At 62.0% G+C, this 21,668-nt stretch carries 22 protein-coding genes; 7 read left to right on the forward strand and 15 right to left on the reverse strand.

The features are described from left to right. Window positions 1–24: 24 nt before the first annotated feature. From IQ16_RS14315 to IQ16_RS14325, 3 genes are all read left to right on the forward strand, one after another. Window positions 25–228, forward strand: coding sequence for a DUF1289 domain-containing protein (locus tag IQ16_RS14315; protein ID WP_018645472.1), 204 nt, complete (start codon window positions 25–27; stop codon window positions 226–228). 28 nt (window positions 229–256) lie between these two features. Further along, complete coding sequence (locus IQ16_RS14320; protein WP_018645471.1) at window positions 257–811, forward strand: TIGR02281 family clan AA aspartic protease; 555 nt, start codon at window positions 257–259, stop codon at window positions 809–811. A 166-nt stretch (window positions 812–977) separates the two neighbouring features. Further along, window positions 978–1,646: an outer membrane protein gene (locus tag IQ16_RS14325; protein WP_018645470.1), complete on the forward strand. Its 669-nt coding sequence runs from the start codon at window positions 978–980 to the stop codon at window positions 1,644–1,646. Between the two features lie 59 nt (window positions 1,647–1,705). Here IQ16_RS14325 and dusA read toward each other — a convergent pair whose 3' ends face one another. The 8 genes from dusA to IQ16_RS14365 all read right to left on the reverse strand — a co-directional run bounded on the left by dusA (window position 1,706) and on the right by IQ16_RS14365 (window position 10,244). Next, window positions 1,706–2,779 carry a tRNA dihydrouridine(20/20a) synthase DusA gene (dusA, locus tag IQ16_RS14330; RefSeq protein ID WP_018645469.1) on the reverse strand — a complete coding sequence of 358 codons (1,074 nt, stop codon included), beginning with the start codon at window positions 2,777–2,779 and terminating at the stop codon, window positions 1,706–1,708. A 307-nt stretch (window positions 2,780–3,086) separates the two neighbouring features. Next, window positions 3,087–4,253 (reverse strand): N-methyl-L-tryptophan oxidase, encoded by a 1,167-nt coding sequence (gene solA / locus IQ16_RS14335; protein ID WP_145831534.1) that lies wholly within the window; start codon window positions 4,251–4,253, stop codon window positions 3,087–3,089. Between the two features lie 84 nt (window positions 4,254–4,337). Continuing rightward, window positions 4,338–5,654 carry an NAD(P)/FAD-dependent oxidoreductase gene (locus IQ16_RS14340; RefSeq protein ID WP_026312388.1) on the reverse strand — a complete coding sequence of 439 codons (1,317 nt, stop codon included), beginning with the start codon at window positions 5,652–5,654 and terminating at the stop codon, window positions 4,338–4,340. A 96-nt stretch (window positions 5,655–5,750) separates the two neighbouring features. Beyond that, window positions 5,751–7,067, reverse strand: coding sequence for an NAD(P)/FAD-dependent oxidoreductase (locus IQ16_RS14345; protein WP_018645466.1), 1,317 nt, complete (start codon window positions 7,065–7,067; stop codon window positions 5,751–5,753). A 51-nt stretch (window positions 7,068–7,118) separates the two neighbouring features. Next, window positions 7,119–7,865, reverse strand: a complete 747-nt coding sequence (locus tag IQ16_RS14350; protein ID WP_018645465.1) for an amino acid ABC transporter ATP-binding protein — start codon at window positions 7,863–7,865, stop codon at window positions 7,119–7,121. After that, window positions 7,862–8,677: an amino acid ABC transporter permease gene (locus IQ16_RS14355; protein ID WP_018645464.1), complete on the reverse strand. Its 816-nt coding sequence runs from the start codon at window positions 8,675–8,677 to the stop codon at window positions 7,862–7,864. The genes IQ16_RS14350 and IQ16_RS14355 overlap by 4 nt, the downstream gene beginning before the upstream one ends. After that, window positions 8,677–9,393: an amino acid ABC transporter permease gene (locus tag IQ16_RS14360; RefSeq protein WP_018645463.1), complete on the reverse strand. Its 717-nt coding sequence runs from the start codon at window positions 9,391–9,393 to the stop codon at window positions 8,677–8,679. The genes IQ16_RS14355 and IQ16_RS14360 overlap by 1 nt, the downstream gene beginning before the upstream one ends. Before the next feature lie 20 nt (window positions 9,394–9,413). Beyond that, window positions 9,414–10,244 (reverse strand): transporter substrate-binding domain-containing protein, encoded by an 831-nt coding sequence (locus IQ16_RS14365; protein ID WP_018645462.1) that lies wholly within the window; start codon window positions 10,242–10,244, stop codon window positions 9,414–9,416. 197 nt (window positions 10,245–10,441) lie between these two features. Between IQ16_RS14365 and IQ16_RS14370 the strand changes: the two genes are divergently transcribed. Further along, complete coding sequence (locus IQ16_RS14370) at window positions 10,442–11,212, forward strand: IclR family transcriptional regulator (RefSeq protein WP_018645461.1); 771 nt, start codon at window positions 10,442–10,444, stop codon at window positions 11,210–11,212. A gap of 235 nt (window positions 11,213–11,447) precedes the next feature. On the opposite strand, the gene IQ16_RS14375 is transcribed toward IQ16_RS14370, so the two are convergent. The 7 genes from IQ16_RS14375 to IQ16_RS14405 form a co-directional block, all read right to left on the reverse strand. Next, on the reverse strand, window positions 11,448–11,720 hold the full coding sequence (locus tag IQ16_RS14375) for a hypothetical protein (RefSeq protein WP_018645460.1): 273 nt from the start codon (window positions 11,718–11,720) through the stop codon (window positions 11,448–11,450). 185 nt (window positions 11,721–11,905) lie between these two features. Next, window positions 11,906–12,523 (reverse strand): YjiS-like domain-containing protein, encoded by a 618-nt coding sequence (locus tag IQ16_RS14380; RefSeq protein ID WP_026312387.1) that lies wholly within the window; start codon window positions 12,521–12,523, stop codon window positions 11,906–11,908. Between the two features lie 224 nt (window positions 12,524–12,747). Continuing rightward, complete coding sequence (locus IQ16_RS14385) at window positions 12,748–13,329, reverse strand: isochorismatase family protein (protein WP_018645458.1); 582 nt, start codon at window positions 13,327–13,329, stop codon at window positions 12,748–12,750. A 240-nt stretch (window positions 13,330–13,569) separates the two neighbouring features. Next, window positions 13,570–14,295 carry a response regulator gene (locus IQ16_RS14390; protein ID WP_018645457.1) on the reverse strand — a complete coding sequence of 242 codons (726 nt, stop codon included), beginning with the start codon at window positions 14,293–14,295 and terminating at the stop codon, window positions 13,570–13,572. A gap of 157 nt (window positions 14,296–14,452) precedes the next feature. Continuing rightward, window positions 14,453–16,102 (reverse strand): indolepyruvate/phenylpyruvate decarboxylase, encoded by a 1,650-nt coding sequence (ipdC, locus tag IQ16_RS14395; RefSeq protein WP_018645456.1) that lies wholly within the window; start codon window positions 16,100–16,102, stop codon window positions 14,453–14,455. Beyond that, window positions 16,099–17,484: an FAD-binding oxidoreductase gene (locus tag IQ16_RS14400; protein ID WP_035667238.1), complete on the reverse strand. Its 1,386-nt coding sequence runs from the start codon at window positions 17,482–17,484 to the stop codon at window positions 16,099–16,101. The genes ipdC and IQ16_RS14400 overlap by 4 nt, the downstream gene beginning before the upstream one ends. A gap of 374 nt (window positions 17,485–17,858) precedes the next feature. Next, window positions 17,859–18,176, reverse strand: a complete 318-nt coding sequence (locus IQ16_RS14405) for a hypothetical protein (protein ID WP_026312386.1) — start codon at window positions 18,174–18,176, stop codon at window positions 17,859–17,861. A gap of 160 nt (window positions 18,177–18,336) precedes the next feature. Here IQ16_RS14405 and IQ16_RS14410 point away from each other — a divergent pair, with 160 nt between their 5' ends. The 3 genes from IQ16_RS14410 to IQ16_RS14420 all read left to right on the forward strand — a co-directional run bounded on the left by IQ16_RS14410 (window position 18,337) and on the right by IQ16_RS14420 (window position 21,591). After that, window positions 18,337–19,287, forward strand: coding sequence for a LysR family transcriptional regulator (locus IQ16_RS14410; RefSeq protein WP_018645454.1), 951 nt, complete (start codon window positions 18,337–18,339; stop codon window positions 19,285–19,287). After that, on the forward strand, window positions 19,284–20,447 hold the full coding sequence (locus tag IQ16_RS14415; protein WP_018645453.1) for a VOC family protein: 1,164 nt from the start codon (window positions 19,284–19,286) through the stop codon (window positions 20,445–20,447). Before IQ16_RS14410 ends, IQ16_RS14415 begins: the two co-directional genes overlap by 4 nt. Before the next feature lie 337 nt (window positions 20,448–20,784). Next, complete coding sequence (locus tag IQ16_RS14420; protein WP_018645452.1) at window positions 20,785–21,591, forward strand: response regulator; 807 nt, start codon at window positions 20,785–20,787, stop codon at window positions 21,589–21,591. The last annotated feature ends 77 nt before the right edge of the window (window positions 21,592–21,668 follow it).

The following is a 21,668-nucleotide window of genomic DNA, read 5'->3' on the forward strand; positions in this document are numbered from 1 at the left end:
CCGACAATCCTCCACTATGTCCGAATGAGCAAAGAAACGCCGTGCGTCGCGGTCTGCATGATCGATCCCAAGACCAAGCTGTGCTTCGGCTGCGGCCGCACCTTGCCGGAGATCGCGCGCTGGCACGCCATGGAAAGCGCGGAACGGCTCTCGGTCATGGCGCTGTTGCCGGCACGCATGGCGGACGCCGGTTTGCAGCCGATCGCGGGATCGCCGAAACGCACCTGATCGGCCTGCGCACGCATGGAGGTGCGCAATGATCCGCTTCCTCCTCGTCCTCATCATGCTCGCCGGCACCGCGGGTGCAGTCGTCGCTTATGGCGATCCCGAGCAGATTGCCCGTGCGAGCCACAAGGTCTCGCACATCTTCCGCGGACAGACCGCCGCCCCGCCCCCGGCGGTGCAGATCCCGCGCGGCCAGGGCGGCGAATTCGCACTGCGCGCGAAGATCAACGGCGTCGCTGCGCCGATGGTGATCGACACCGGCGCGACCTCCGTGGTGTTGACCTGGGAAACGGCGAAGGCGATCGGGCTGCCGCTCGAAATGCTCGAATACGACGTCGACCTCGAGACCGCAGGCGGCCACACCAAGGCGGCCCGGCTCACGCTCGATCGTCTCGCCGTCGGCCATCTCGTCGAGAAATCGGTGCCGGCCCTCGTCGTGCAGCGCGGCCAGATGAAGACCAATCTGCTCGGCATGAGCTTCCTCGACCGCCTGGAGAGCTGGGGCGTGCGCGCCGACAAGCTGATGCTCACGGGCTATCCCGAGCTGCAGAGCAGCCACCGCCGCTCGCGCATCGCGGTCGACTAATCCTTCAACCACACCACGATTTCAGGCAGCCCGCCCGAATGCGCCGGGGTGTGGCATTTCCGCTATTTACAAACCGCCTGGTCGGTTTATAACGGATGACATTCCCGGATCGGGGTTGGACAAGCGCTGCTTCCCGCCGGAAGCGGCCAAGTGGGAGATTTGAGTCATGACTGCCAGAGCCGCCTTACGCCGCACGATGCGCGCCCTGCCCTTTGCCGCCGCGTTCGCCGCAGGCAGTGCCAGCGCTGCCGACCTGTCGCCGCGCTATGCGGCGCCCTCCTCCGCCTACACGGCACCGCAGCCGGTCTATTCGTGGACCGGCCTGTATGCGGGCTTCAACGCCGGTTACGCCGAGAGCAGCGACGATGCATTCAACAACCTCGTCGGCGTGAGCGGCGGCAAGGTCAAGGGCGCCTTCGGCGGCGTGCAGATCGGCTACAACTATCAGCTCTCGCCGATGTTCGTGGTCGGCATCGAGAACGACTTCGAGGGTGGAGACATCAAGAACCACGACGCCCTCAACAGCGCCGCCGTGAGCATTCCCTGGTTCATGACCGGCCGGGCCCGCGCCGGCATCGCCACGATGGATTCACGGTTGTTGTTTTTCGGGACCGCGGGCCTCGCCGCGGGCGAGTTGAAAGACGGCCCGATCAACAAGATGAAGATGGGCTGGACCGCCGGCGGCGGCGTCGAGTGGGCGTTCCTGCCGAAATGGTCGGCCAAGGCCGAGTATCTCTACACCGAGTTCAAGCACGACGATCTGCCGGACTGGAATGCAGCGAAGTTCCACACCTTCCGCGTCGGCGTGAACTATCATTTCGACCTGTTCCGCTGATTGCGGATCGACGAAGGGCCGGATCTTGCGATCCGGCTCATTCTCCGTGGTGGGCGCTGCTAAGCAGCGGCCTCCGCCGGCACGCGCGCACCGACGCGCGCGATCGCATCGCGGAGCACGTCGACACCTGCGCCCGGCTTCACACCCTGCTCGGCGAGATGGCGGCGGAACGCACGTGCGCCGGGAACGGCGTGGAACGCGCCGACGAAATGCCGCGTGATGGCGTGCAGCCGCGTCCCGCGCGCGAGCTGCTCCTCGATGTAGGGCATCATCGCCTCGAATGCGTCCTGCATGGTCACGTGCGGCGCAGGCGCGCCGAAGATCTCGGCATCGACTGAGAGCAGGCGCCACGGATCCTGATAAGCGGCGCGGCCGACCATCACGCCGTCGACATGCGCCAGATGCGCCTTCGTCTCGTCGATGCCCGGGACGCCGCCATTGATGATGACAGGCACATCAGGCATCGCGCGCTTGAGACGATAGACGCGATCGTAATCAAGCGGCGGGATGTCGCGGTTCTCCTTCGGCGACAATCCATTGAGCCAGGCTTTTCGGGCGTGCACGATCAGCGCGTCGCAGCCGGACGCAACCACCGCGCGCGCAAGCGTATCGAGTGCCAATTCAGGATCCTGATCATCGATGCCGATGCGGCATTTCACCGTGACGGGAACGGCAACCGCCCGCTTCATCGCATCGACGCACCGCGCCACGAGCTCCGGCTCCGCCATCAGGCATGCGCCGAAGCGGCCGTCCTTCACGCGGTCGGACGGACAACCGACATTGAGGTTGATCTCGTCATAGCCGAAATCCTCGCCGATCCGCGCCGCCAGCGCGAGCTCGCGCGGATCCGACCCGCCGAGCTGAAGCGCCACCGGGTGCTCGATCGCATCGAACCCAAGCAGCCGTTCCCGGTCGCCGTGGATGACGGCGCCGGTCGTCAGCATCTCCGTATAGAGCAGCGCCCGTCGGGTGAGGTGACGGTGGAACACCCGGCAATGCCGGTCGGTCCAATCCATCATGGGCGCCACGGAGAACTTGAATCTTTGTAAATTCAACAGCTTGATCTTGATTTGCAGCTCGCGCAGTCCACGGTACCGCTTCCGAGCTATCCCGCTCAGGTCATTGCGATACATTCATTGCCCAAGCATGCACCACTTTCAACAGAAAGAATTTCGCTTCTTGGCAGGGAGAGCAAGCTGACGCCTGAGGGCGCCGGGAAGAACCTTGGAGAGCCAGCATCGGCGAGAATGATCCGGCAGCTCAATAGGCCGTGAGCTATCGGCTCATATCATCTCCGAGACGCGCGCTATGCGTCTTGCGAGATCGGCCGGCAGTTCCCACTGCTTTTCCGCTGGATCGTCGTAGCGCCCCCTGACGGAGCCCTTTGGTCGATCGAGCGCATTTCGAAGCGCTGGTCCATCTATGGGAGAGCGGCCGGACTTACTCAAAACGTGCGATCGCAAACGAAGTCAGATCGATATGGTTGCGCCCACCGGTCAATCGTTCGGCAACCACAGCACCGATTCCGGCGGAGTGCTTGAAACCGTGGCCGGAACATGCCGAGACCACGAAAATGCGATCGTGACGCGGATGGTGATCAATGATGAACCCACGATCGGGACGGACGGTGTAGAGACAGGCGGCCGCTTGAGCCACGCGCGGCGTCGCACCTGCCATCCGTCCCTGGACGTGCCTGCGGTACATCTCGGCGGACTCTGCCGGATCGACCTCGCGGTTGATGGTATCAGCGGTCGTCCGCGTCTCATACTGTTCGGTCGCGACTTTGATGCAGCGATCGCCCGGCAGCGGTGGAAAGCCATAGAGATAGTCGACATCGGTCGCGCCATGCATCCAGATGAACACCGGCGCGTCAGGCCCGTAAGCGGCGGCATCGTCGAGTTCGTACCAGTGAAGAACCTGGCGATTGACGGTCAGCAGGCGATCGAACGGCGCTCCCAGCAAGGGCGCCGTCCAGCCACCGGCCGTCACCACAGCCTGCTGTGCCTCAATCGTTCCGCTTGAGGTCTCGACACGGACAATGCCGTGCTGGTCGACTGAAAGAACCTTAACGCCGGTACGGATTTGTGCGCCGAGTTGCGCGGCGCGGCTCAGTTGCGCCGAGATGCAGCGCTCCGGAAAAACATATCCGCCGCCAGGTTCATAGTAAGCCCTCTCGTTTCCTGCGAGGCCCAGGAATTGAGGGAACCTGCGTGCAACTTCCGTACCGTCGAGAATTTCGTGCTGGATGCCGAAATCGCGTGCGACCTCGACCGAGCGTGCGACGAAGTCCGGTTTGCCATGGTGCGAGGTCGGTCCCGTGCCAGGCCCCATAACCAGAACGCCGCAATCATGCAGAAGCTTCTCTCCAGTATCCGCCTCGAGCTCACGCCAGATCCGGTGAGAGTTGAGGACGAGTGGAGCATAGACGCCACCCTCACCGACTGCCTGCCGCGTGATACGGGTTTCTCCGTGGCTCGACCCCATGCGGTGTGGGGGCACGAAACGATCGATTCCGATCGCATGCACGCCGCGCTTGGCCAACTGGTAAAGGATCGCACTGCCCATCGCGCCAAGACCTACGACAACGAAATCTGCTTGCTCGCTCATGGCGTGCTCTCCGGGTTCGAGTCTAAAGTTCTGACCGATGTAGGGGCGCCGCGATCCGCGATCGACGGACACAAAAGGCTCAAATCAGGCGACCTTCTTCAACCGCTTGAATCGCTCGATCCGGAACGGAGCCGGATCGACGCAAGCCGTCGATCCGGTCACCAGGTCTGCCATCAACGCGCCGGCGCCCGGGCCGATACCGAACCCGTGACCGGAGAAACCTGTGGCGAGATAGAAGCCGGGAACGGAGCCGACCGGCGCCATGACCGGCACGGCATCCGGCGTAACGTCCATCAAGCCGGCCCACACCTTTGTTATCTTGGCGTCGCCGAACGTCGGGAAAGCCTCGCGCAAATGGCGAACGCCGCCTCGAACGAATCGCCACGACGGATCGGGATCGAGAATGCGGACCTGTTCGAAAGGGGTAACTTCGTCGCTCCGCCAACTTCGCGCCATCGACAGCTCACGAAAAAACTGACCGCCGATGCGAAGTGTCAGCTCATTCCAGCTTTTGATGAGCGTCGGTGTATAATCGCAGAACAAACGGAAGCTGTCCGGCGTGATCGGCGCAATATTTGCGTTGCGCTGAGCGACAGTGAACCCGCCGTCCAAACGGCGACGGAAAGCGAAGTTGCCCGCACCAACTGCGAAATCCGGAACGCCGTCGACGGAGGACAGGCGGACGACGCTGCCGAGGATCTTCAGGACCGGAAGATCGATGCCCATGTTGCCAGCGAACAAGCGCGACCAGGCTCCCCCCGCCAAAACCACGGAGGAGCAGCGGATCTCACCGCGCTCGGTCACACAGCCGCTCACCCGACCGGCCGATCGCTCGATGGAGCGAACCGCGCAATTGGTGAGGATGTGCGCGCCTTTGGCGGCCGCGGCCCGCGCCATCGCCGGGACTGCGATAAAGGGCTCCGCCTTGCCGTCGCTCGGCGTGTGCAATGCGGCGCGGAACGGCTTCGTCGCTCCGGGAATGAGCGTCTTCAGCGCCTCGCCGCTGACGAGGCGGGAATCGAGACCAAGCGGGGCGGCATGCTTCAGCCACTCCTCATGCATCGCGACGTCGGCATCGGTGTCGCAGAGGTAGGCGATGCCCGTCTGCCGAAAACCCGTTTCGCCGGCGATGCGTGCGTTCATGCCGCGCCAAAGCCGGAGACTCTCGATGGCAAGCGGCAACTCGGCCGGATCGCGGCCCATCTGGCGCACCCAACCCCAGTTTCGCGACGACTGCTCCGCTCCGATCAATCCCTTTTCACACAAGGCCACGCTGACGCCGCGCTCAACCAGCGAAAGCGCGGTCGATACGCCGATGATGCCGCCGCCGATGACGACGACGTCCACCTTCGCCGGCAGCTCCTGCGGCGTGATGACGAGCTCGGGAATTATGCTGGACAAATTGTCCTCCTTCAAGACGAGCGCTTGGAAAACCATACGGCTCGGGCGTTCGTTGCCGCACCATCCGGGCGGACCGGAATAGCGGGCAGCTCCCATTCAGCCTCCCGGGCGATCGAGGAAATCGCGCAAGCGATACCAGCCGGCAAAGAGCGGCACGAACCACGGCTTGCCCGCATAGAACGGCACGGCGGTGAATTTGTCCCGATCAAAGGCTGACGGCATGTTCTGCTCGCCGAGAATTTTCCGCGCCGTCTGATAGCCGAGATAGGTCATCAGCGCGACGCCGTTGCCGTTGCAGCCGGCTGCGAAGTCCGTGCCATCACGGGCACCAAGATGCGCGAGCTTGTCGACCGTCATCGCCACACGCCCGCTCCACGCATGCGTGATCTTCACGCCCGCAAGTTGCGGCCAGATGGTCAGCATGCGCATGTAGAGCCGCTTGGCGGCAAGCTTGTCCGGCCTGTCGAAGATGCCCGGGCGCGACCCGAACAGAAGCCGCGTGCCGTCGGGCGACGGCCTTGCATAGATCAGGTCACGGCGCGTGTCGGACACCATGCGCGCCTGCGGAATCAGCTCGGCGAGCAAATCGGCCGGCAGCGGCTCGGTGGCGATCTGATAGCTCTTGACCGGCACGATGCGGCTCGCGAGCCCCGGCGTTGTATCGGCGGCGGTGTAGCCGTTGGTGGCTGCAACGACGTGCGCGGCCCGGATGCTGCCCCGCGCGGTCGGCACGATCTTCTCCTCGCCCGCTCCGTCCTGCACCATGCCCGCACGCGCATGCGAGCGCAGCACGACGCCAGCGGCGCGCGCCCGGTCGCGCAGCGCCTTGTGATACTTGCCCGGGTGCAGACCGCCATATTGGTCGATCACCATGCCGCCATGGTAATAGTCCGAACCGATCGCAGCCCGCTGCTGCTCCCGATCGAGGAAGCGCACGGTGACGCCGGTCTTTTCCGCCAGAAGCGCGCCATGCCGCTTCAGGGTTGCGTAGTCAAGCGCGGCATGAGCGCCGAAAAAACGGCCGGTGAGCGCGAGACCGGCATCCAGCTTCTCCGTCTCGACCAGCATCTTCAGATAGTCGAAGCTCTCATTGCTTTCGCCGATCAGGCGCGAGAACAGCACGGGGTCGATCCCCTTGATCGCGCCGCTCACCACCAGCTTCTGACCGCTCGACACCATACCGCCCGACCGCGTCGAGGCGCCCTCCCCGATCCGGTCGCCGTCGATGACGACGACCGAGCGCCCGGCGCGCGCCAGATGAGTCGCCGCGTTCAGCCCCGCATAGCCCGAGCCAATGACCACGACGTCGGCGCGTTCCGGCAAGGGATCGAGATTGGTTTCCGGTTCGGCAGCCTCCCACCAATAGGGCGCCTCCTTGAAGTCCTTGGCATAGATATCGTCAAAACGGGGCATGATGGATCGAGCCTTTCCGGCTTGTCTTTCTTTGAACGTGGAACGGCGCGATCAGAGAACCTGACCGAGGAATTCGCGCGTACGCGGATCTTGCGGATTGTCGAAGAGTTCTGCAGGCGGCGCGCTCTCCACGATCAGGCCATGATCGGTGAAGCAGACACGCTGCGAGACCTCCCGGGCGAACTTCATCTCGTGCGTCACGAGGATACAGGTGAGGCCTTCCTCCACCAGTTCGCGGATGGCGAAGAGCACGTCCTTCACCGTTTCAGGATCGAGCGCCGCCGTCACCTCGTCGAACAGGATCACCTCCGGCTGCATCGCGAGCGCGCGGGCGATCGCCACGCGCTGCTGCTGGCCGCCGGAGAGCTGACCCGGGTAGCTGTCCGCCTTCTCGGAGAGCCGCACCTTCTTCAGGAGCTTGCGGGCGCGCTCCTCGACTTCGGCGCGGTCGTGCCCGAGCACCTGGATGGGCGCCATCATGATGTTTTGCAGCGCCGTACGATGCGGAAACAGGTTGTACTGCTGAAACACCATCGCCACCTGATGGCGCAACGACCGCATCGCCTTATCCGACTTCAATTCGTGCACGCGATGCGTGCCGACGCGAATAAAGCCTTCGTCGATCGGAAATAGGCCGTTGATGCAGCGCAGGATGGTGGACTTTCCCGATCCGGAGGGGCCGATGATGCAGACGGCCTCGCCCTTCTGCACGAACATCGAAATGCCCTTGAGAACCTCGAAGTCGCCGAAGGACTTGCGGACGTTGTCGAGCTCGATCAGCGCTTCGATACGGCTCAAAGGCTATCTCCCTTCACGGCACGTTCCAGCCGGCGCGCGATGGCTGCGATCGGATAGCAATAGGGGATGAACAGGAACAGAATGGTCAGATAGAAATAGACGATCACCCGCTCGTTCTCCATGGCGAGCAGAGTGTTCAGGATCGTCAGGACGTCCTGGATTCCGGTGACCGTGGCAAGCGCGGTCGCGATCATCAAGGGCGCATAGAGATTCATCCAGCCAGGGATCATGCGCCGCATCGCCTGCTGCATGATCACGTGGCGATAGATCTGGAAAGTATTGTAGCCGAGTGAACGTGCCGCCTCCCATTGGCCGCTGTGAACGGATTGGACGGCGCCGCGGATCACCTCGGAAAAATTCGCCGCGGTCGGCAGCGCAAGGCCAATCACGGCTTTCACGAATGGTGGAAACGGAACGATCGTGCCGAAGATTCGCATCTCGAAGGGCAGGAAATAGAGCGTGGCAAAGAGCAGAACGAGCCAAGGTGAATTGCGCAGGAAATTCACCAACAGAAGATTCGGCACTCGGATCAATCCGACCCGCGCAAGCGTCCCAAGCCCCATGATCGTGCCGAGCGCGGTCGCCAGCGCCATGGAAGCGATCGAAAGGAGAATGTTGAGAACGAATCCGCCGGTGACCGGCCAACCGGTTGCTGAACCGGTCAGAAGCAGGGGAAGCCGCACCAACACGCGGGTCCAGTAAGCCGAGCCACCCGTCGCAGCATCAACAGCAATCCAGACCACTACGCCAAGGGTGATCAGCAACTGAACGGCGCGCTTCTTGTCATCGTAGTGGAGCACAAACCCTGCCATCAAAGCCCCCTTCCGTATCCCGGGAAGGCCATAAAGGCCTCGAGCCTCGCCATTGCGAGTGTGAGAATCGACACTAGCGCCACGTAGATGAGGAGCACGAGGATCATCACCTCCAGCGTGCGAAACGTGTCATTGTAGATCTGCCCGGCGTAGTACATCAGCTCCGGCACGGTGATGACGGACGCCTGCGACGTCGTCTTGAAGAGATTGGTCAGGATGTTCGTCAGCCCCGGCAGGCAGATGCGGGTCGCGATCGGTGCCTCGATGCGCCAGAAGCGGGCCCACCGGCCGTACCCGAGTGACCGCGCCGCATCGACGATCGACCGCGGCATGGTTTCGATACCTGAGCGAAACGCTTCGATGGCCAGTGCCCCGCCGAAGAGACTGAGCGATATCGCAGCACAAGCAAAGGCGCTGAGCAGCGGCACTGACAGCCCGGTCGAAGGATCGGTCACCCTGAGACCGAGGGTCGAGAGCGTGAAATAGGCAAAGAGCATCTGTAGCAGCGGCGGCGTGTTGCGAAACACCTCGACGAACAGCTCGATCAGGGCATCAAGCCAGAATATCCGCAGGGTGAAGCCGAGAGCCCCGAGCATGCCGATGAGTATGGCGGCGCTGGACGAGAGCGCCGCCAGCTTCAGCGTGTTGACGACACCGATGAGCAGCCATCGCTGGTACGCTGGATCCGCGAGCCAGGAATAGTCGAGACCTAACAAGGGCTGCGGCTCCGCGTCCGTCAGTTCTTCTTCGCCGCCGCAGCCTTTGCCCGCGCGGCAATATAGTCGGAGTGCGGCATGCCGAACTCGGTCTCCCACGCGATCAGTTTGCCCTCGGCTTCGGCCTTGTCGATGGCCTTGTCGACGGCTTCGCGGAACTCGGCATCGTCCTTGCGCAGGCCGCCCGCCATCGGCTGGAATTCATAGGGTGCAACGGCGATCTTGTAGCTCGCCCAATCGGGCTCCTTGAGCTTCTGCTGAAGCGTCATATCGTCGAAGACGAAGCCGATGCAACGATTGTCCTTCAGCGCGCGATAGGCTTCCGGCTGCGTCTTGAAGGCGACGAGAGTGATCCCGAACTCCTCAGTCATCTTCTTGTTGTAGTAGGAGCCCTGAATGCCGCAGACCGACTTGCCTTTCAACTCTTCCCACTTGGAGATCGTCGACTCCTTGGCCATCAGCACCGATGGACCGGCGGCAGAAACATATTCCGTGGTGAAGTCGATGACCTTGGCGCGCTCGGTCGTCACGCCAAGTGTGGCGAAGATCGCATCGATACGGCCGGCAGTCAGGAAATCGATGCGATTGGCAGCGATGACCGGCACGAGTTCGATCTTGTCCTCCGAGCCGAGAAGCTCCTTGGCAACGTACTTGGCCAGCGAGACCTCAAAGCCGACGACTTCGCCCTTGTCGTTCAAATAGCCGTAGGGCACGTAGTCATTCTTCACGCCGACGATCAGCTTGCCGCGTGCCTTGACGTTATCGAGCGTCCCCGCCAGCGCGGCGCCAGCCACGAAGAAGGTCGCGAGCGCGAGGGCAGAAGCGCCCATCATTCTCTTGAAGCCTGCCATCCTGTTCCCCTGGATAAATCAGGGCCTTCGGGCGCTGTTGCCGCAACGCCGCGTTAGCCGTCAACTTTGTTCAATGCAGAAATCAGGCCGCTCGAAAAATGTGCACCTCCGCTGAGCGACCTAATTTTCATCATTGGAGGCTGATCTCTCTCATTAGACAAGTTGCCAACGGCAGTTTTTTCATAATATGAGATTTTATGTCGCCGACCGCCCAGCCATCTTCTAGTGGAGCCCAGCTGCTCGACCGGACTGTCGTCCTGCTGGACCTCGTCGCCGATGGCGGCGTCGACGGCCTGTCGCTGAAGGAATTAGCGGCGCGCTCCGGGCTCAACACCGCCACCTGTCACCGCATCCTCAACACGCTGGTCGGCCACAAGCTGCTCGCGCGCGACGACAAGAAACGGCGCTACCGGCTGGGTGCGCGCATGGCGATCTACGGCGTGCGCGCGGCCCGCGGTCCCGGAATCATCAGCCGCTGCGAAGTCGCGCTGACCCGGCTCAGGCGGCGCACCGGTGACACGACCCATCTTATGGCCCGCTTCAACCACGATTCAGTCTGCCTCGACCGGCGCGACGGCGAATGCATCGTGCCGACGCTGACGGGATCGATCGGCGGCTTCGTGCCCCTCGGCGTCGGCCCCGGCTCGATCGCGATGCTCGCATTCCTCGACGAAGATGAGCAGGATTACATCATCCGCGCCAATCTGGGGCGCTACGCATCCTATCGTAACCTCACCAAGGACAAGGTTCGGCAGTTGATCGCCGATACCCGCCGGCGGGGCTACGCGGTGGATATGGGCGAGCTCATTCCAGGCATTGCCGGCGTCGGCATGCCGATCATGACGCCTGGAGAAAAGCCGGGCGCAGCGCTCAGCTTCACGCTGCTCTGCGCCAAGGTCGGGCCCGGCGTCATCGAACGCTATGGCGCCCTCCTCGAGGAAGAGATCAACGCCATCATTGGTCAGTAAGACGGATTGGGTACACGCGGCAGCAACGGGCGAGTCTCGTTCACATAGTGATGATGCGCGGCCGTGGCCCGGTGCTCCTGTAACAGGAGCGCTCTTCTTTGAAGATAGTCAGTCACAGACGTAACGACTTGCCGTCTGCCGACTTGTACTGATCGAAAACAGTTGGATGGATCCCCTGTCCCGGGTGCACGCTGGTATCAGCCGGACTTTCGGCACAGGGCGCGGACAGCTTTGGTCAGCAGCCGCGGCAAATGATGAGCTTGCGATCGATCTTGATGTCCTCTTCGCTGCGCCGTTCGAGGTCGTTCGGGGTTTCAAAAAGGACATCTCTGGTCTTCGGCTGTCGATGGCCAACTGGCGCGCGTCCAATCGGGCCGGATGGCTGTGACGAGGCGATCTGCACACTCGCCGAACTGATCAACAATCTTCCCGGCGCAATCACGTGTGCGGCAGCGGCGCGGCCGCTGAGGAGCAAGATTGGAATAATGGTCCGGATCAATTTGTACATCTGCGGGATCCTCTGAGTTGGCCAGACGTGGACGATCGCCGTCCTCGTCGATTTCTGTTGGCAGTGAAGATTGATGGGTGATTTAGCTCTCTGCGATGGCGCTCGCCGAGGTCACGTGCTTTGGGCACATCTGCGCTTCGCACATCAAGAACTCTGTGATTTCCGGTCGACCGGCAAAAGCCGTGTCAGCAATCACGGCAGTACCTCACCATCCGCTCGATATCCGCTCGGCCGTGGATGCCGAGGTCCCGCAAGGTCCGCTCGTCGTATTTCGACAGGGCGGCGATCGCACTTTTGATCTCCCGCTCACGGCGCCAATGCGCCCACAGCGCCACAAACTTCTCCCTAAGCTCGCTCATCCAGTTTCCGCGGCGACGCAGACGTAACTCAACCCTCGCTGCGAGTTCCGGCGCGACTCTTGGCGGCTGCAAGCTGCCATGCCCGTGCGCCATGGAAGGCGGACAGCCACCGGCTCGGCGCGCCTGGCGAGCTCGTCCGGTGACCAACGCCGCATGTGCGGTGACCAACGCCGCCTCAGCGATGAACGTCGTGCTCGGATGCAGCCACTCGCCGTAGAGGGCTAAACCTCCGATGGAGAACGCCAGGCCCGTCCTCCACCAACGGCTGGTCGGACTATCTGCGTCCACAGCCGGCGCCAAAGGCGGCCGTCGAGTGTATCCCGGCATATCGGGATACACTGCGCGCACGAGCTTGCCGCCGAGTCCGCGCGCGATCTGGCCGATACGCATCCGGGAAGGCCGAACCATCCGATTCACGTTTGAAGAGAGGTACTGTTTCAGCATGAAGATTTCTCCTGCGCGATGTTTGCAGGAGATATCCTGAAGCTCCCCTGTCACGGGGGCGTCACGGCTACAGCAAAAACGGTTACAACTGCAGCCTGCTGCTTCGAGCCGGATAGTCGTTGCGCCAGTCACGAAGCCGACTTGCCGATCGACGAAATACCGTCGTCGCTATCGCCAGCGAAAGGTTCGTGGCCGCAGCCGAGAGGCCGCTCGTACGACGGGCCTCACGAATATTCAATGATCGAGACCAGCTTCCTGCCGTTCGGGCTGGTCCAATCGAGCGCCAGCTCGGAAACGATCTGTGGAACGGTCACGATAGCTGCGCCCGCCTTGTGCATGCGCTGCAGTGCCAGATCATTACCGACTTGCGAAAACGAAGCCGAGGCGTCAGCCGATACCTGCACCTCATACCCCTCCTCCAGCATTTGCAGCACTGGAAAAGTGATACAAATTTCAGTGGTAATACCGGCCACGAAAAGCTTTTCACGACCGGTTGCCTTGACAGCCTTGTTGAAGCCTTCGTGGTGCATCGCGTTGACGATACCCGGGCGCCGGATCCTTGCAGCAAATGCCTCAGGCAGGATTTGTTCGAGCTCCGGGATGAGCGGGCCGGTGAAATTGATCTGATCCTCCATGCTCGAGGTCAACACCACCGGCATTTCCAAAGCCTTCGCAATTTGCGCGAGCTTGATCGCGTTTTTCCTGACGATGTTGATATCGAGAGAGTGCGTCCACGACATCGTACCGACCTGGTGGTCGATCAGCACCATCGCGGCATTGTCGGGCGTGAAGGCGTTCTTGTGCATGTCAAAACCCCTTTGGAGTCGACTTTACGTGGCGACGGAAGCGCGCAAACCTCAAACAAGCTGCCTAAGTGGGGCGAAAGGTAGCGAGTGAAAGGTTCGTCCAAAAGCCAGAAAAATAGCAACACACCGTCCGCTCTTTGTGGACGATTCGCGCTGCTGCATCTCCCGGCCATAGGCGCAGGATAGCCCCCGCAAGTCGGACCGCGTTCGCGCCCAGCATCCAATTGCAATCGTCGCAGCCTAGAACGGCTCGACCGGGATAGTGAAGACGTAACCAACGCCGCGCTCGGCCTGGATGATGCGCGGCGCGCTCGGGTCGGTCTCCAGCTTCCGCCGCAACCGCAGCACTTGAACGTCGACGCTCCGGTCAAAGATGTCTTCGTGGACGCGGGTCGCCTGAAGCAGGTGCTCGCGCGTCAGCGGGCGCTGCGGCGCTTCAAGAAAAGCCAGCAACAAGGCGTATTCGCCCTTGCTCAGGGGGACCTGCGAGTTGTTGACGTCTATCAGACTGCGGCCGCGACGTTCGAGTTTCCAGCCGTTGAAGCGATAGCCGCCGCGTTCTGGTTCACGGGCACGCGCGGCCCGCCCCATCTCCTGACGCCGCAACACGGCGCGGACTCGCGCCAGGAGCTCTCTCAAGCTGAATGGCTTGATGATGTAGTCGTCGGCGCCGAGCTCGAGCCCAACGATGCGGTCGCTTTCGTCGAGCCGGTGCCCGGTCGTGATGATGACAGGCACATCGGAATGTGCGCGAATTTCCCGCAGCATATCCAATCCATCGTCCTGACCTAGACGAAGGTCGAGAATGATCAGACTAGGCTGCGTTCGTTGAAGATGAAGATGCAGTTCGACCCGGCTTGATGCGGCCCTGCTCGGCACACTGTGCTCTTCCAGATATCCGATCACCATCTGCCGCAAAGCGGCATCATCATCGACGACAATGATATGGCTGACGTCTGCCAACATATTTGATCTCTCAAACTTGCCGTAGCAGCAATCCCGGTTGCTGCGTTGGGACGGGAAATGCTGCTTACTCCGGCTGGAACTTGAATTAGCCCCGGTCCGCCCCTGGCATGGGCCGCCTTTGCCTACCCTACACGCACTCCAACAAATGACTGACAGGTCAGGATTCACCGTGTGCGTCCGCCGGCGCCCGCGCCGCCTTGAAGCCGGCGACGAACCTCGCCAGCGTGTCCGACGTCGTCCCGCGGGGCAGCATCACCTCGATCAGCGCGAAGCGGCCGCGGTTCTGTACCGCCCGCTCCAGCGCCGCCGCGAGCTCGCGACGCGTCGTCACCCGCTCGCCGGTGCCGCCGAGCGCCGGCACGATCTTGGCGAAATGCCAGTCGTCGAGATCGTTGAACACGGACTCGGGCTGGAACGCGCGCAGCATCTCCCAGCTGCGGTTGTTGAGCAGCACCACGATCGGATCGAGGCCATAGCGGCGGCAGTTGCCGAGCTCCCAACCAGTCATCTGGAATGCGCCGTCGCCGACCAGCACGAGCGGGCGGCGTTGCGTCGCCACCGCGGCGCCGATGCCGGCCGGCACGCCGAACCCCATGCCGGCGTAGTAGCCGGGCGCCGCGAGCGCGGTGTTGTCAATCTCCATGGCAACGAACAGGCAATCGCCCATGTCGGCCACCATCGGCATCTTGCCGTGCCGGTCGAACAGGTCGTTGATCGCCGCCGCCACGTCGGACGGCGCAATCGGGCGGTCGTCGGCCGCGAGCCCGCGCGGGTAGGGCAGCGCCAGCCGCTTGCGACCCGCGGCCTTGTTTCGGCGCGGCGCGCGCCGCACCAGCTCGGCCACCAGGTCCTCGATCGGCACGTCGCGGTAGACGTGGTGCCCGACCCGCACCTCGCGGCCGACCGCCAGCATCGTGCGCTGCGCATCGAGCTGGCGCTGCGACAGCGCGAAATTGGTGTCGCTGACGATCACGCCGAGCAGCAGCACGGCGTCGGCGTCCTCGACCAGCCGGGTGATCTCGGGATGGCCGGCGGCGCCGAGATAGGTGCCGGCCATGACGTCGGCGGCGTCCTCCAGCAGGCCTCGCCCCATGAAGGTGGTGACCACCGGCAGCTCGAGCGTCCGCGCCAGCTTTGCGGTCTTGGCCTCGACCCCGTAGCGGCGGATCTCGACGTCGACGATCATGACGGGCGCGTGCGCCCGTGCGAGCTTTGCCAGGATCTCCTCGGCGCATTCGGCGAGCGCGCCGGGATCGGCCGGCCGCCGCGCCAGCCTCGGCACCGCCGCGGTTCTCGCGCCGACGAGGTCGCGCGGCACCTCGATGTAGACCGGCAGCGACTGCTCGCGCGCGCTGCGCAGCACGCGCGCGATCGCCTCGGGCGCGCGTCCGGGATCGTCTAGCACCGCCTGGCCGCAGGTGATCTCGCGAAACACCGCGAGCTGGGTGTCGATGCTGCGCGCCTGGTGATGCAGCAGGAAGCCGCCCGCGCGCTCGCGCGCGCCCGGCGCGCCGGCGATCACCACCACGGGCGAGCGCTCCGCGTAGGCGCCGGCGACTGCATTGACCAAGTTGAACGCGCCGGCCCCATAGGTGACCACGGCGACGCCCAAGCCCTGGTGATAGCGCGCGGCTGCGTCGGCCGCGAAGCCGACCCCCGGCTCGTGGCTCAGCGTGTAGTGAGGCAGGATACGCGATTCCTCGATCGCCTTGTAGAACGGAAGGACGAAATCGCCCGGGATGCCGAAAATCTCGCGCGCGCCGTGCTCCTTCAGGCCCTCGAGCAACGCGGCCGCGAGCGTGGTCACGATTCGCGCGCCCGAGCTTCGGCAACGATCGGCAGCGGGATAGCGGACCGGAACACATTGTCCGGGTCATAAAAACGCTTGGCCCGGAGCAGTCGATCAGCGTTCTGGCCAAAGCTCGCTGCAGCGCGCGCGACCTCACCCTCGCCCAGCATGTTTGGGTATCCGCCAGGAAGCGCGATATTCGTAAACGCCTCGCGGGCCTCACGTACCCATTGTCGATGCCGCCGTTCTTCCGTCCGCGATCCGTCGTCAAATGACGCAAGGATTTCGATGGACACATGGTCCCGACGCAAGCCAAACGCAGTCGTTTCCAATGGGACCTGCGAGGCTGCTCCCTTGAACTCATGGGTGATCATGGAACAGCCGGCGGATGGCGCACTCGCCATTGCTTTCAAAAGAATGTCGATGCCAGCCTCGTCGAGTACGGGAAGCAGGCACGTTTCCATAAACACACGCTGCCCATTCACGATGGCCGGATCAAACAGCGACACGGAAGCGCCGTAGCGAACCGTTCCCACAGTATTGGTGAGCGCCGTCCCAAGCTCAAGGAATGGCGCTAGATGGGTGTCGGCCTCGTCGCGCGAACCACTCCAGGTCGGCACAATCATGATGACCGGCGTGCCATCAGGCGCCGCCCCCGCGACGACCTGCACGGTCAGTTCGTCCGGTGCGAAGCGAGCCACGTCGGCGCAGCGTCGAAGTACGTCCCGCGCTTGCGAGAACGGATAGACCAGCGCGCCGGAAACGACAAAGGGCAGTTGGTGCAGCTGAATCCGCATAGCCGTCACCACGCCAAAATTGCCGCCGCCGCCGCGCAAGGCCCAGAATAGGTCTTCGTTGCGCCCGCGCTCCGCGATCACCAGCCGGCCGTCCGACAGGACGACGTCGGCCGCTATCAGATTGTCGAGCGCTAGTCCAAAACGTCCGTTCAGCGGACCGTAGCCGCCACCCAGTGTAAGCCCGGCCATGCCGACCGTACTGCACGAGCCTGTCACTGCGGCGAGCCCTAGTGGATCGGTCGCCGCGAGCAGATCGGAGGCACGGCTCCCGCCGGAGACCCAGGCAATGTCGGCCTCAACGACCACATCCCGCATACCACCAAGATCAAGCACGAGCCCATCGCACAACGCGCGACCGGCCCAATCATGGCCGCCGCCTCGCACGGACAGCGGAAGGTCTGCAGAACGCGCGGCCGCAACGGCAAACTGGATGTCCTGCGGCGCCCGACAATGGACGATGGCACGAGGCTGGCGCCCGACCGGCTTCGCCCAGATGGCGCAGGCGGCCTTATAGGCTTCATCGCCTTGCGTTGAGATCCGACCTTCGATCTGGCCACTGAGCCTACGGAGGGCACCATCAATATCCTGAGTCTTTTCCAGCATACCGGCCGTCCTGACGGTTGTTCGTGAAGACTTCTCCAACAACAGGCGTGAAGCTTGGCTGCCAAGCCGTACCAAAGCCATTTCAAGTGCGGTCCAATTCGTTACAGATGTTACGGATTGTAGCGCCAGCGCCAGCCTTGTAGTGTCTTGCCATATGCTCACAATTCGCGCGCCCGGTCGGTTCCCGATCTCGCCGCGGAGAAGGCCGGCTGCACCGGCGATACAGCGACAATTGTCCGGTTTTGTCGGATACAGAGTATGTCTGCAGGCCACTACTTGGACTGTCCGCCCTTCCTTAGGCTTATGACTCTTCCGCAACGAAGTGTTCACGACTCAAAGGAAAGACAATGCCGACTAGTTTACTCCAGCATGTCTCACCCGAGGACGCAGCGCTCGTTCTTGATTTCCAGCCGCCGATCTTCATGGGCGTTGAGAGCCATGACCACCTGAAACTTAGAAGCAATCTGCAGATCATCGCCAGGACTGCGAAGCTCTTCAAGTTTCCGACCTTGCTGACGACCGTAACCGCGAACGCCTCCGCCGGCCCCTTCGTGCCCGAGGTCACCAAGGATGTCTTCCCCAATGATCCGATGCAGGGTCGCACGTCGATCAATGCTTGGCTCGATTCCGGCTTCGTCTCCGCCGTGGAGGCAACCGGACGGAAAGCGGCTGGTCATCACCGAAGGCGTCATGGACATCCTCAAGGAGAACACCGCCTTCCGCATCAATGTCTACTTCTCGAAGTGGGCACTCGGCGAAGAGATCAGGCGGAAGTAACAGGTCGACCAAAAGGGGCTCGTGTTGGATGAATCAAAGGGAGGTGTAGTTGCTCAAGAACTCACACGGAACGGTATGAAACCCGCCAACCTTCGTATCGATGTCATCACGACGTTTATCGCAATCGTCGAAGCGGGAAGCATGCGAGAAGCCGGTCGGCGTCTTGGCGTCTCCAAGTCTGTCGTCAGTCAACGCCTCAGCGCACTGGAGGCAGCCCTGAATGTCCGGCTGCTGAGCCGGTCGACGCGGCAGCAGGCCCTCACCGAGAGCGGTAAATATTTTTTTGAGCGTTGCCAGAAAATCGCCGAGGATTTCCAACTGGCAGCCGAAGAGGTGAGCGATCGGCAGGACGAGTTCTCCGGCACGATCCGCATCGCCGCCCCGATGAGTTTTGCTGTACTGCATCTGACTGACGTGTTTTCGACTTTCTTACAAACCCATCCCTTGATCGATCTCCAGATCGAATTCGACGACCGCATGCATGATCTGGTCGGCGACTCCTTCGACATGGCGGTCCGAATTGGAAGGCTGAAGAATTCCGCGCTGATTGTGCGCCGGTTCGGGCTGAGCAATCGGGTAGTGGTCTGCTCGCCGCGCTACATTGCCGAGCACGGAAAACCCCACTCGATCGAGAGTCTCGAGAACCACTACGCCGTCAGCTATGCCAATCTCACCGCTCAGTCGGAATGGATTTTCCGCCGAGGCGACGAGATCAAGAGCGTGACGCCAAAGAGCCGCATGAGGGTCAATAGCGGCGATATCCAGCTGGCGGCTGTGAAAGACGGCGTGGCGATTGCAGCACTGCCCCTCTTCATCGTTCACAAGGCGATCGAGGCGCGAGAGGTCCAGGTCGTCGATCTCGATTGGCAATTGGTGCCAGATGACCTTTGCATCGTTTATCCGCAGAACCGTTTTCTGGCACGGAAAGTAAGAGCGCTGTCCGCTGCCATCATCGCTCACGTCGGAAGTCCGCCTCGCTGGGAGAGCCGTCTTAGCGCAGAACAACAGGAGAAGCTAAAATCATGAATCAGATGATCATCAACGGCGTCAACAGCCAGACCTTCGTCTGCTCGGATCTCCAAAGAGTCGAGCAGTTTTATACTGTCATGCTCGGTCTTCGCGTTGTCAAGCGCACTGTCAGCCATCTCGATGGACGATTGCCAGTGATCACCTTCGGCTTCAACAGCCTCGCGGAGGAGCCACGATCGCAAACCATAACCTATCTCGAATGGAATCCGATCTTCTACATGATGCCGAAGGAAGGATTTACCGATCCCGCCCTCGTGGCAGATGCTGTTGCAAACCCGCGCGCAGGTGATCCTAAGGGGCGCTGGGGCGCCGGCACCAACCATCATCTTGCCCTTCACGTCCCTAATCGAAACGGACTTTTGAAGTGGAAGCGGCGGCTTACGGACTTTGGCATTCATGTCACTGGCCCATATAACCGGCACTACTTCCATGCGATCTATTTTCCCGACCCGGATGGCGCGATCATCGAAATCGCAACGTCGGAACCCGGCTTCGGTCATGACGAAGTTGTTCTGGGATCGGAATTCAAGCATCAGCCTGCGGAAAATCTGGTCGGCGGCCGGAGCGAATTGTCCATCGCGTCAGAAACCTGGCCGGCTCCGATGCCTGTTATCGGCGATGATTACGCGTTGCGTGGCTTCCACCATATCACGTCAATTTCCAGTAACGCAGAGCGCACGGAGAAGTTTTTCGTCGAAACAGTTGGACTGCATCTAATCAAGAAGACTGACTACCTCGACGAGAAGGGTGGAACGCACTACTACTATGCGTGCGATGAAGACCTTTCTCCCGGTTCGGTAATCACATTCTTCGGCCTGCCCAACTATGCCCCGGGACGGCTCGGAACCGGTCTTTCCCATCATTTCACGTTGGAGGTCGAAAACGAGCCGGCGCTTGCCGATCAACGCGAACGCCTGAAGCGCGCCGGCGTCGCGGTTTCCGGCATTCAGGACGCAGTCTATTCGAAGCTCTTCCATTTTCGTGATCCCGACGGCCATATCTGTGCCGTCTCGACGCCCAGCGATTTTACCGTAGACGAGGATAGCGAGGATCTCGGTCAATCTCTCTGCTTGCCCGAGTCACTTGAACCGCGCCGCGTCGAAATTGAGCGGCACCTTGCGTTTCGACCAGCGCCGACGCCGATCCTCCCCGAGTGAGAGTCGTTGGGGCGCGGTGCTGCCGCGCCCCATCGAAAGGAGGTCACTTCCAGGCCACGCCTCCATTTCCGGCGAAGCGTTCATGCAGTCGGAAATCAACCAGCGCACCGATGTAGTCGTATGCACGTGCTGCCAACGGAAAGGTCGTAGTCGGCCCCCTTAAAGCGCCCATTTGGCAAATCAATACGAATTGATTTCACGACCGGCCTTTTCGCATCAGCGTTGCAACCAACTCTTGTGGTGGCGCGGCCACTTACTTGATCCGCGGACTAGCGTCGCAAGACGCGTATTCGATATGGCGCATCCCAAAGCGATCCGGGAGCGTCGGAGAAATAAAATGGACGAATGTATCGATAGAACAACCGCTCTTTTCGCCAGCGCGGCAGGTGGACCACTTGGACCAACGGACACACCGAGCAAACAGCACCCGACGTTCACATGCCTCCTCGTCGAGGACGATGACGCCCTCCGCCTCCTGGTAGCGAATTATCTGGAGGAAAATGACGTCCGCGTGATCTGCGCATCCCGGCTGTGCGACGTGGCACCGCTGCTTGCGCGCAACCAACCCGACCTGATCGTGCTCGATTTGCGGCTCGGGCGAGAAGATGGCCTCGATCTGCTTCGTGAACTCCGCGCGCGATCCGATATACCCGTCATCATCACGACCGGGCACCGGCCCGACGAGATCGACCGTATCGTCGGGTTGGAGCTCGGAGCTGACGACTACATCACCAAGCCATTTAGCTTGAGGGAATTGTTGGCCCGCATCCGCACCATCTTGCGACGCCGAGACGCGGAACCGACCAAACGGCAGCGCGAGAGCGAGAGAGGCAGCCTTCGCTTTGGGGGATGGCGCCTCGAGCGGCGGACGCGCCGCCTCACCAATCCGCGAGGCGAACCGGTCGCCCTTACCAAGGGGCAATATGCGCTATTGACAGCATTCCTCGATGCACCACAGCGGCCGCTGTCCCGCGAATACCTGCTGCAAGCGACGCGCGTCCACGAAGACGTATTCGACCGCAGCATCGACATGCAAGTCATGCGCTTGCGCCGCAAGCTCGAGGACAGCGGGGGTAGCCCCTCGATCATCCGCGCCGAACGCGGCGTCGGCTACGTTTTCACGCTTCCTGTGGCGACCTCATGAAACCGAGGCTCAGGCTTTCCAGCCCTATTGCCTGATGACCGGTTGAAATTGATACGGTGAAACTCCGGCAATTTGCT

It is taken from the genome of Bradyrhizobium huanghuaihaiense, assembly GCF_007830635.1.
GTDB lineage: Bacteria > Pseudomonadota > Alphaproteobacteria > Rhizobiales > Xanthobacteraceae > Bradyrhizobium > Bradyrhizobium huanghuaihaiense.

Bases quoted from the DNA above. Each gene is read 5' to 3' on its own strand.
- IQ16_RS14315 (WP_018645472.1), top strand. From the start codon at position 25: ATGAGCAAAGAAACGCCGTGCGTCGCGGTCTGCATGATCGATCCCAAG.
- IQ16_RS14320 (WP_018645471.1), top strand. From the start codon at position 257: ATGATCCGCTTCCTCCTCGTCCTCATCATGCTCGCCGGCACCGCGGGT.
- IQ16_RS14325 (WP_018645470.1), top strand. From the start codon at position 978: ATGACTGCCAGAGCCGCCTTACGCCGCACGATGCGCGCCCTGCCCTTT.
- dusA (WP_018645469.1), bottom strand. From the start codon at position 2,779: ATGTATCGCAATGACCTGAGCGGGATAGCTCGGAAGCGGTACCGTGGA.
- solA (WP_145831534.1), bottom strand. From the start codon at position 4,253: ATGAGCGAGCAAGCAGATTTCGTTGTCGTAGGTCTTGGCGCGATGGGC.
- IQ16_RS14345 (WP_018645466.1), bottom strand. From the start codon at position 7,067: ATGCCCCGTTTTGACGATATCTATGCCAAGGACTTCAAGGAGGCGCCC.
- IQ16_RS14355 (WP_018645464.1), bottom strand. From the start codon at position 8,677: ATGGCAGGGTTTGTGCTCCACTACGATGACAAGAAGCGCGCCGTTCAG.
- IQ16_RS14365 (WP_018645462.1), bottom strand. From the start codon at position 10,244: ATGGCAGGCTTCAAGAGAATGATGGGCGCTTCTGCCCTCGCGCTCGCG.
- IQ16_RS14370 (WP_018645461.1), top strand. From the start codon at position 10,442: ATGTCGCCGACCGCCCAGCCATCTTCTAGTGGAGCCCAGCTGCTCGAC.
- IQ16_RS14375 (WP_018645460.1), bottom strand. From the start codon at position 11,720: ATGTACAAATTGATCCGGACCATTATTCCAATCTTGCTCCTCAGCGGC.
- IQ16_RS14380 (WP_026312387.1), bottom strand. From the start codon at position 12,523: ATGCTGAAACAGTACCTCTCTTCAAACGTGAATCGGATGGTTCGGCCT.
- IQ16_RS14385 (WP_018645458.1), bottom strand. From the start codon at position 13,329: ATGCACAAGAACGCCTTCACGCCCGACAATGCCGCGATGGTGCTGATC.
- IQ16_RS14390 (WP_018645457.1), bottom strand. From the start codon at position 14,295: ATGTTGGCAGACGTCAGCCATATCATTGTCGTCGATGATGATGCCGCT.
- IQ16_RS14400 (WP_035667238.1), bottom strand. From the start codon at position 17,484: ATGCTGGAAAAGACTCAGGATATTGATGGTGCCCTCCGTAGGCTCAGT.
- IQ16_RS14405 (WP_026312386.1), bottom strand. From the start codon at position 18,176: ATGACGCCTTCGGTGATGACCAGCCGCTTTCCGTCCGGTTGCCTCCAC.
- IQ16_RS14410 (WP_018645454.1), top strand. From the start codon at position 18,337: ATGAAACCCGCCAACCTTCGTATCGATGTCATCACGACGTTTATCGCA.
- IQ16_RS14415 (WP_018645453.1), top strand. From the start codon at position 19,284: ATGAATCAGATGATCATCAACGGCGTCAACAGCCAGACCTTCGTCTGC.
- IQ16_RS14420 (WP_018645452.1), top strand. From the start codon at position 20,785: ATGGACGAATGTATCGATAGAACAACCGCTCTTTTCGCCAGCGCGGCA.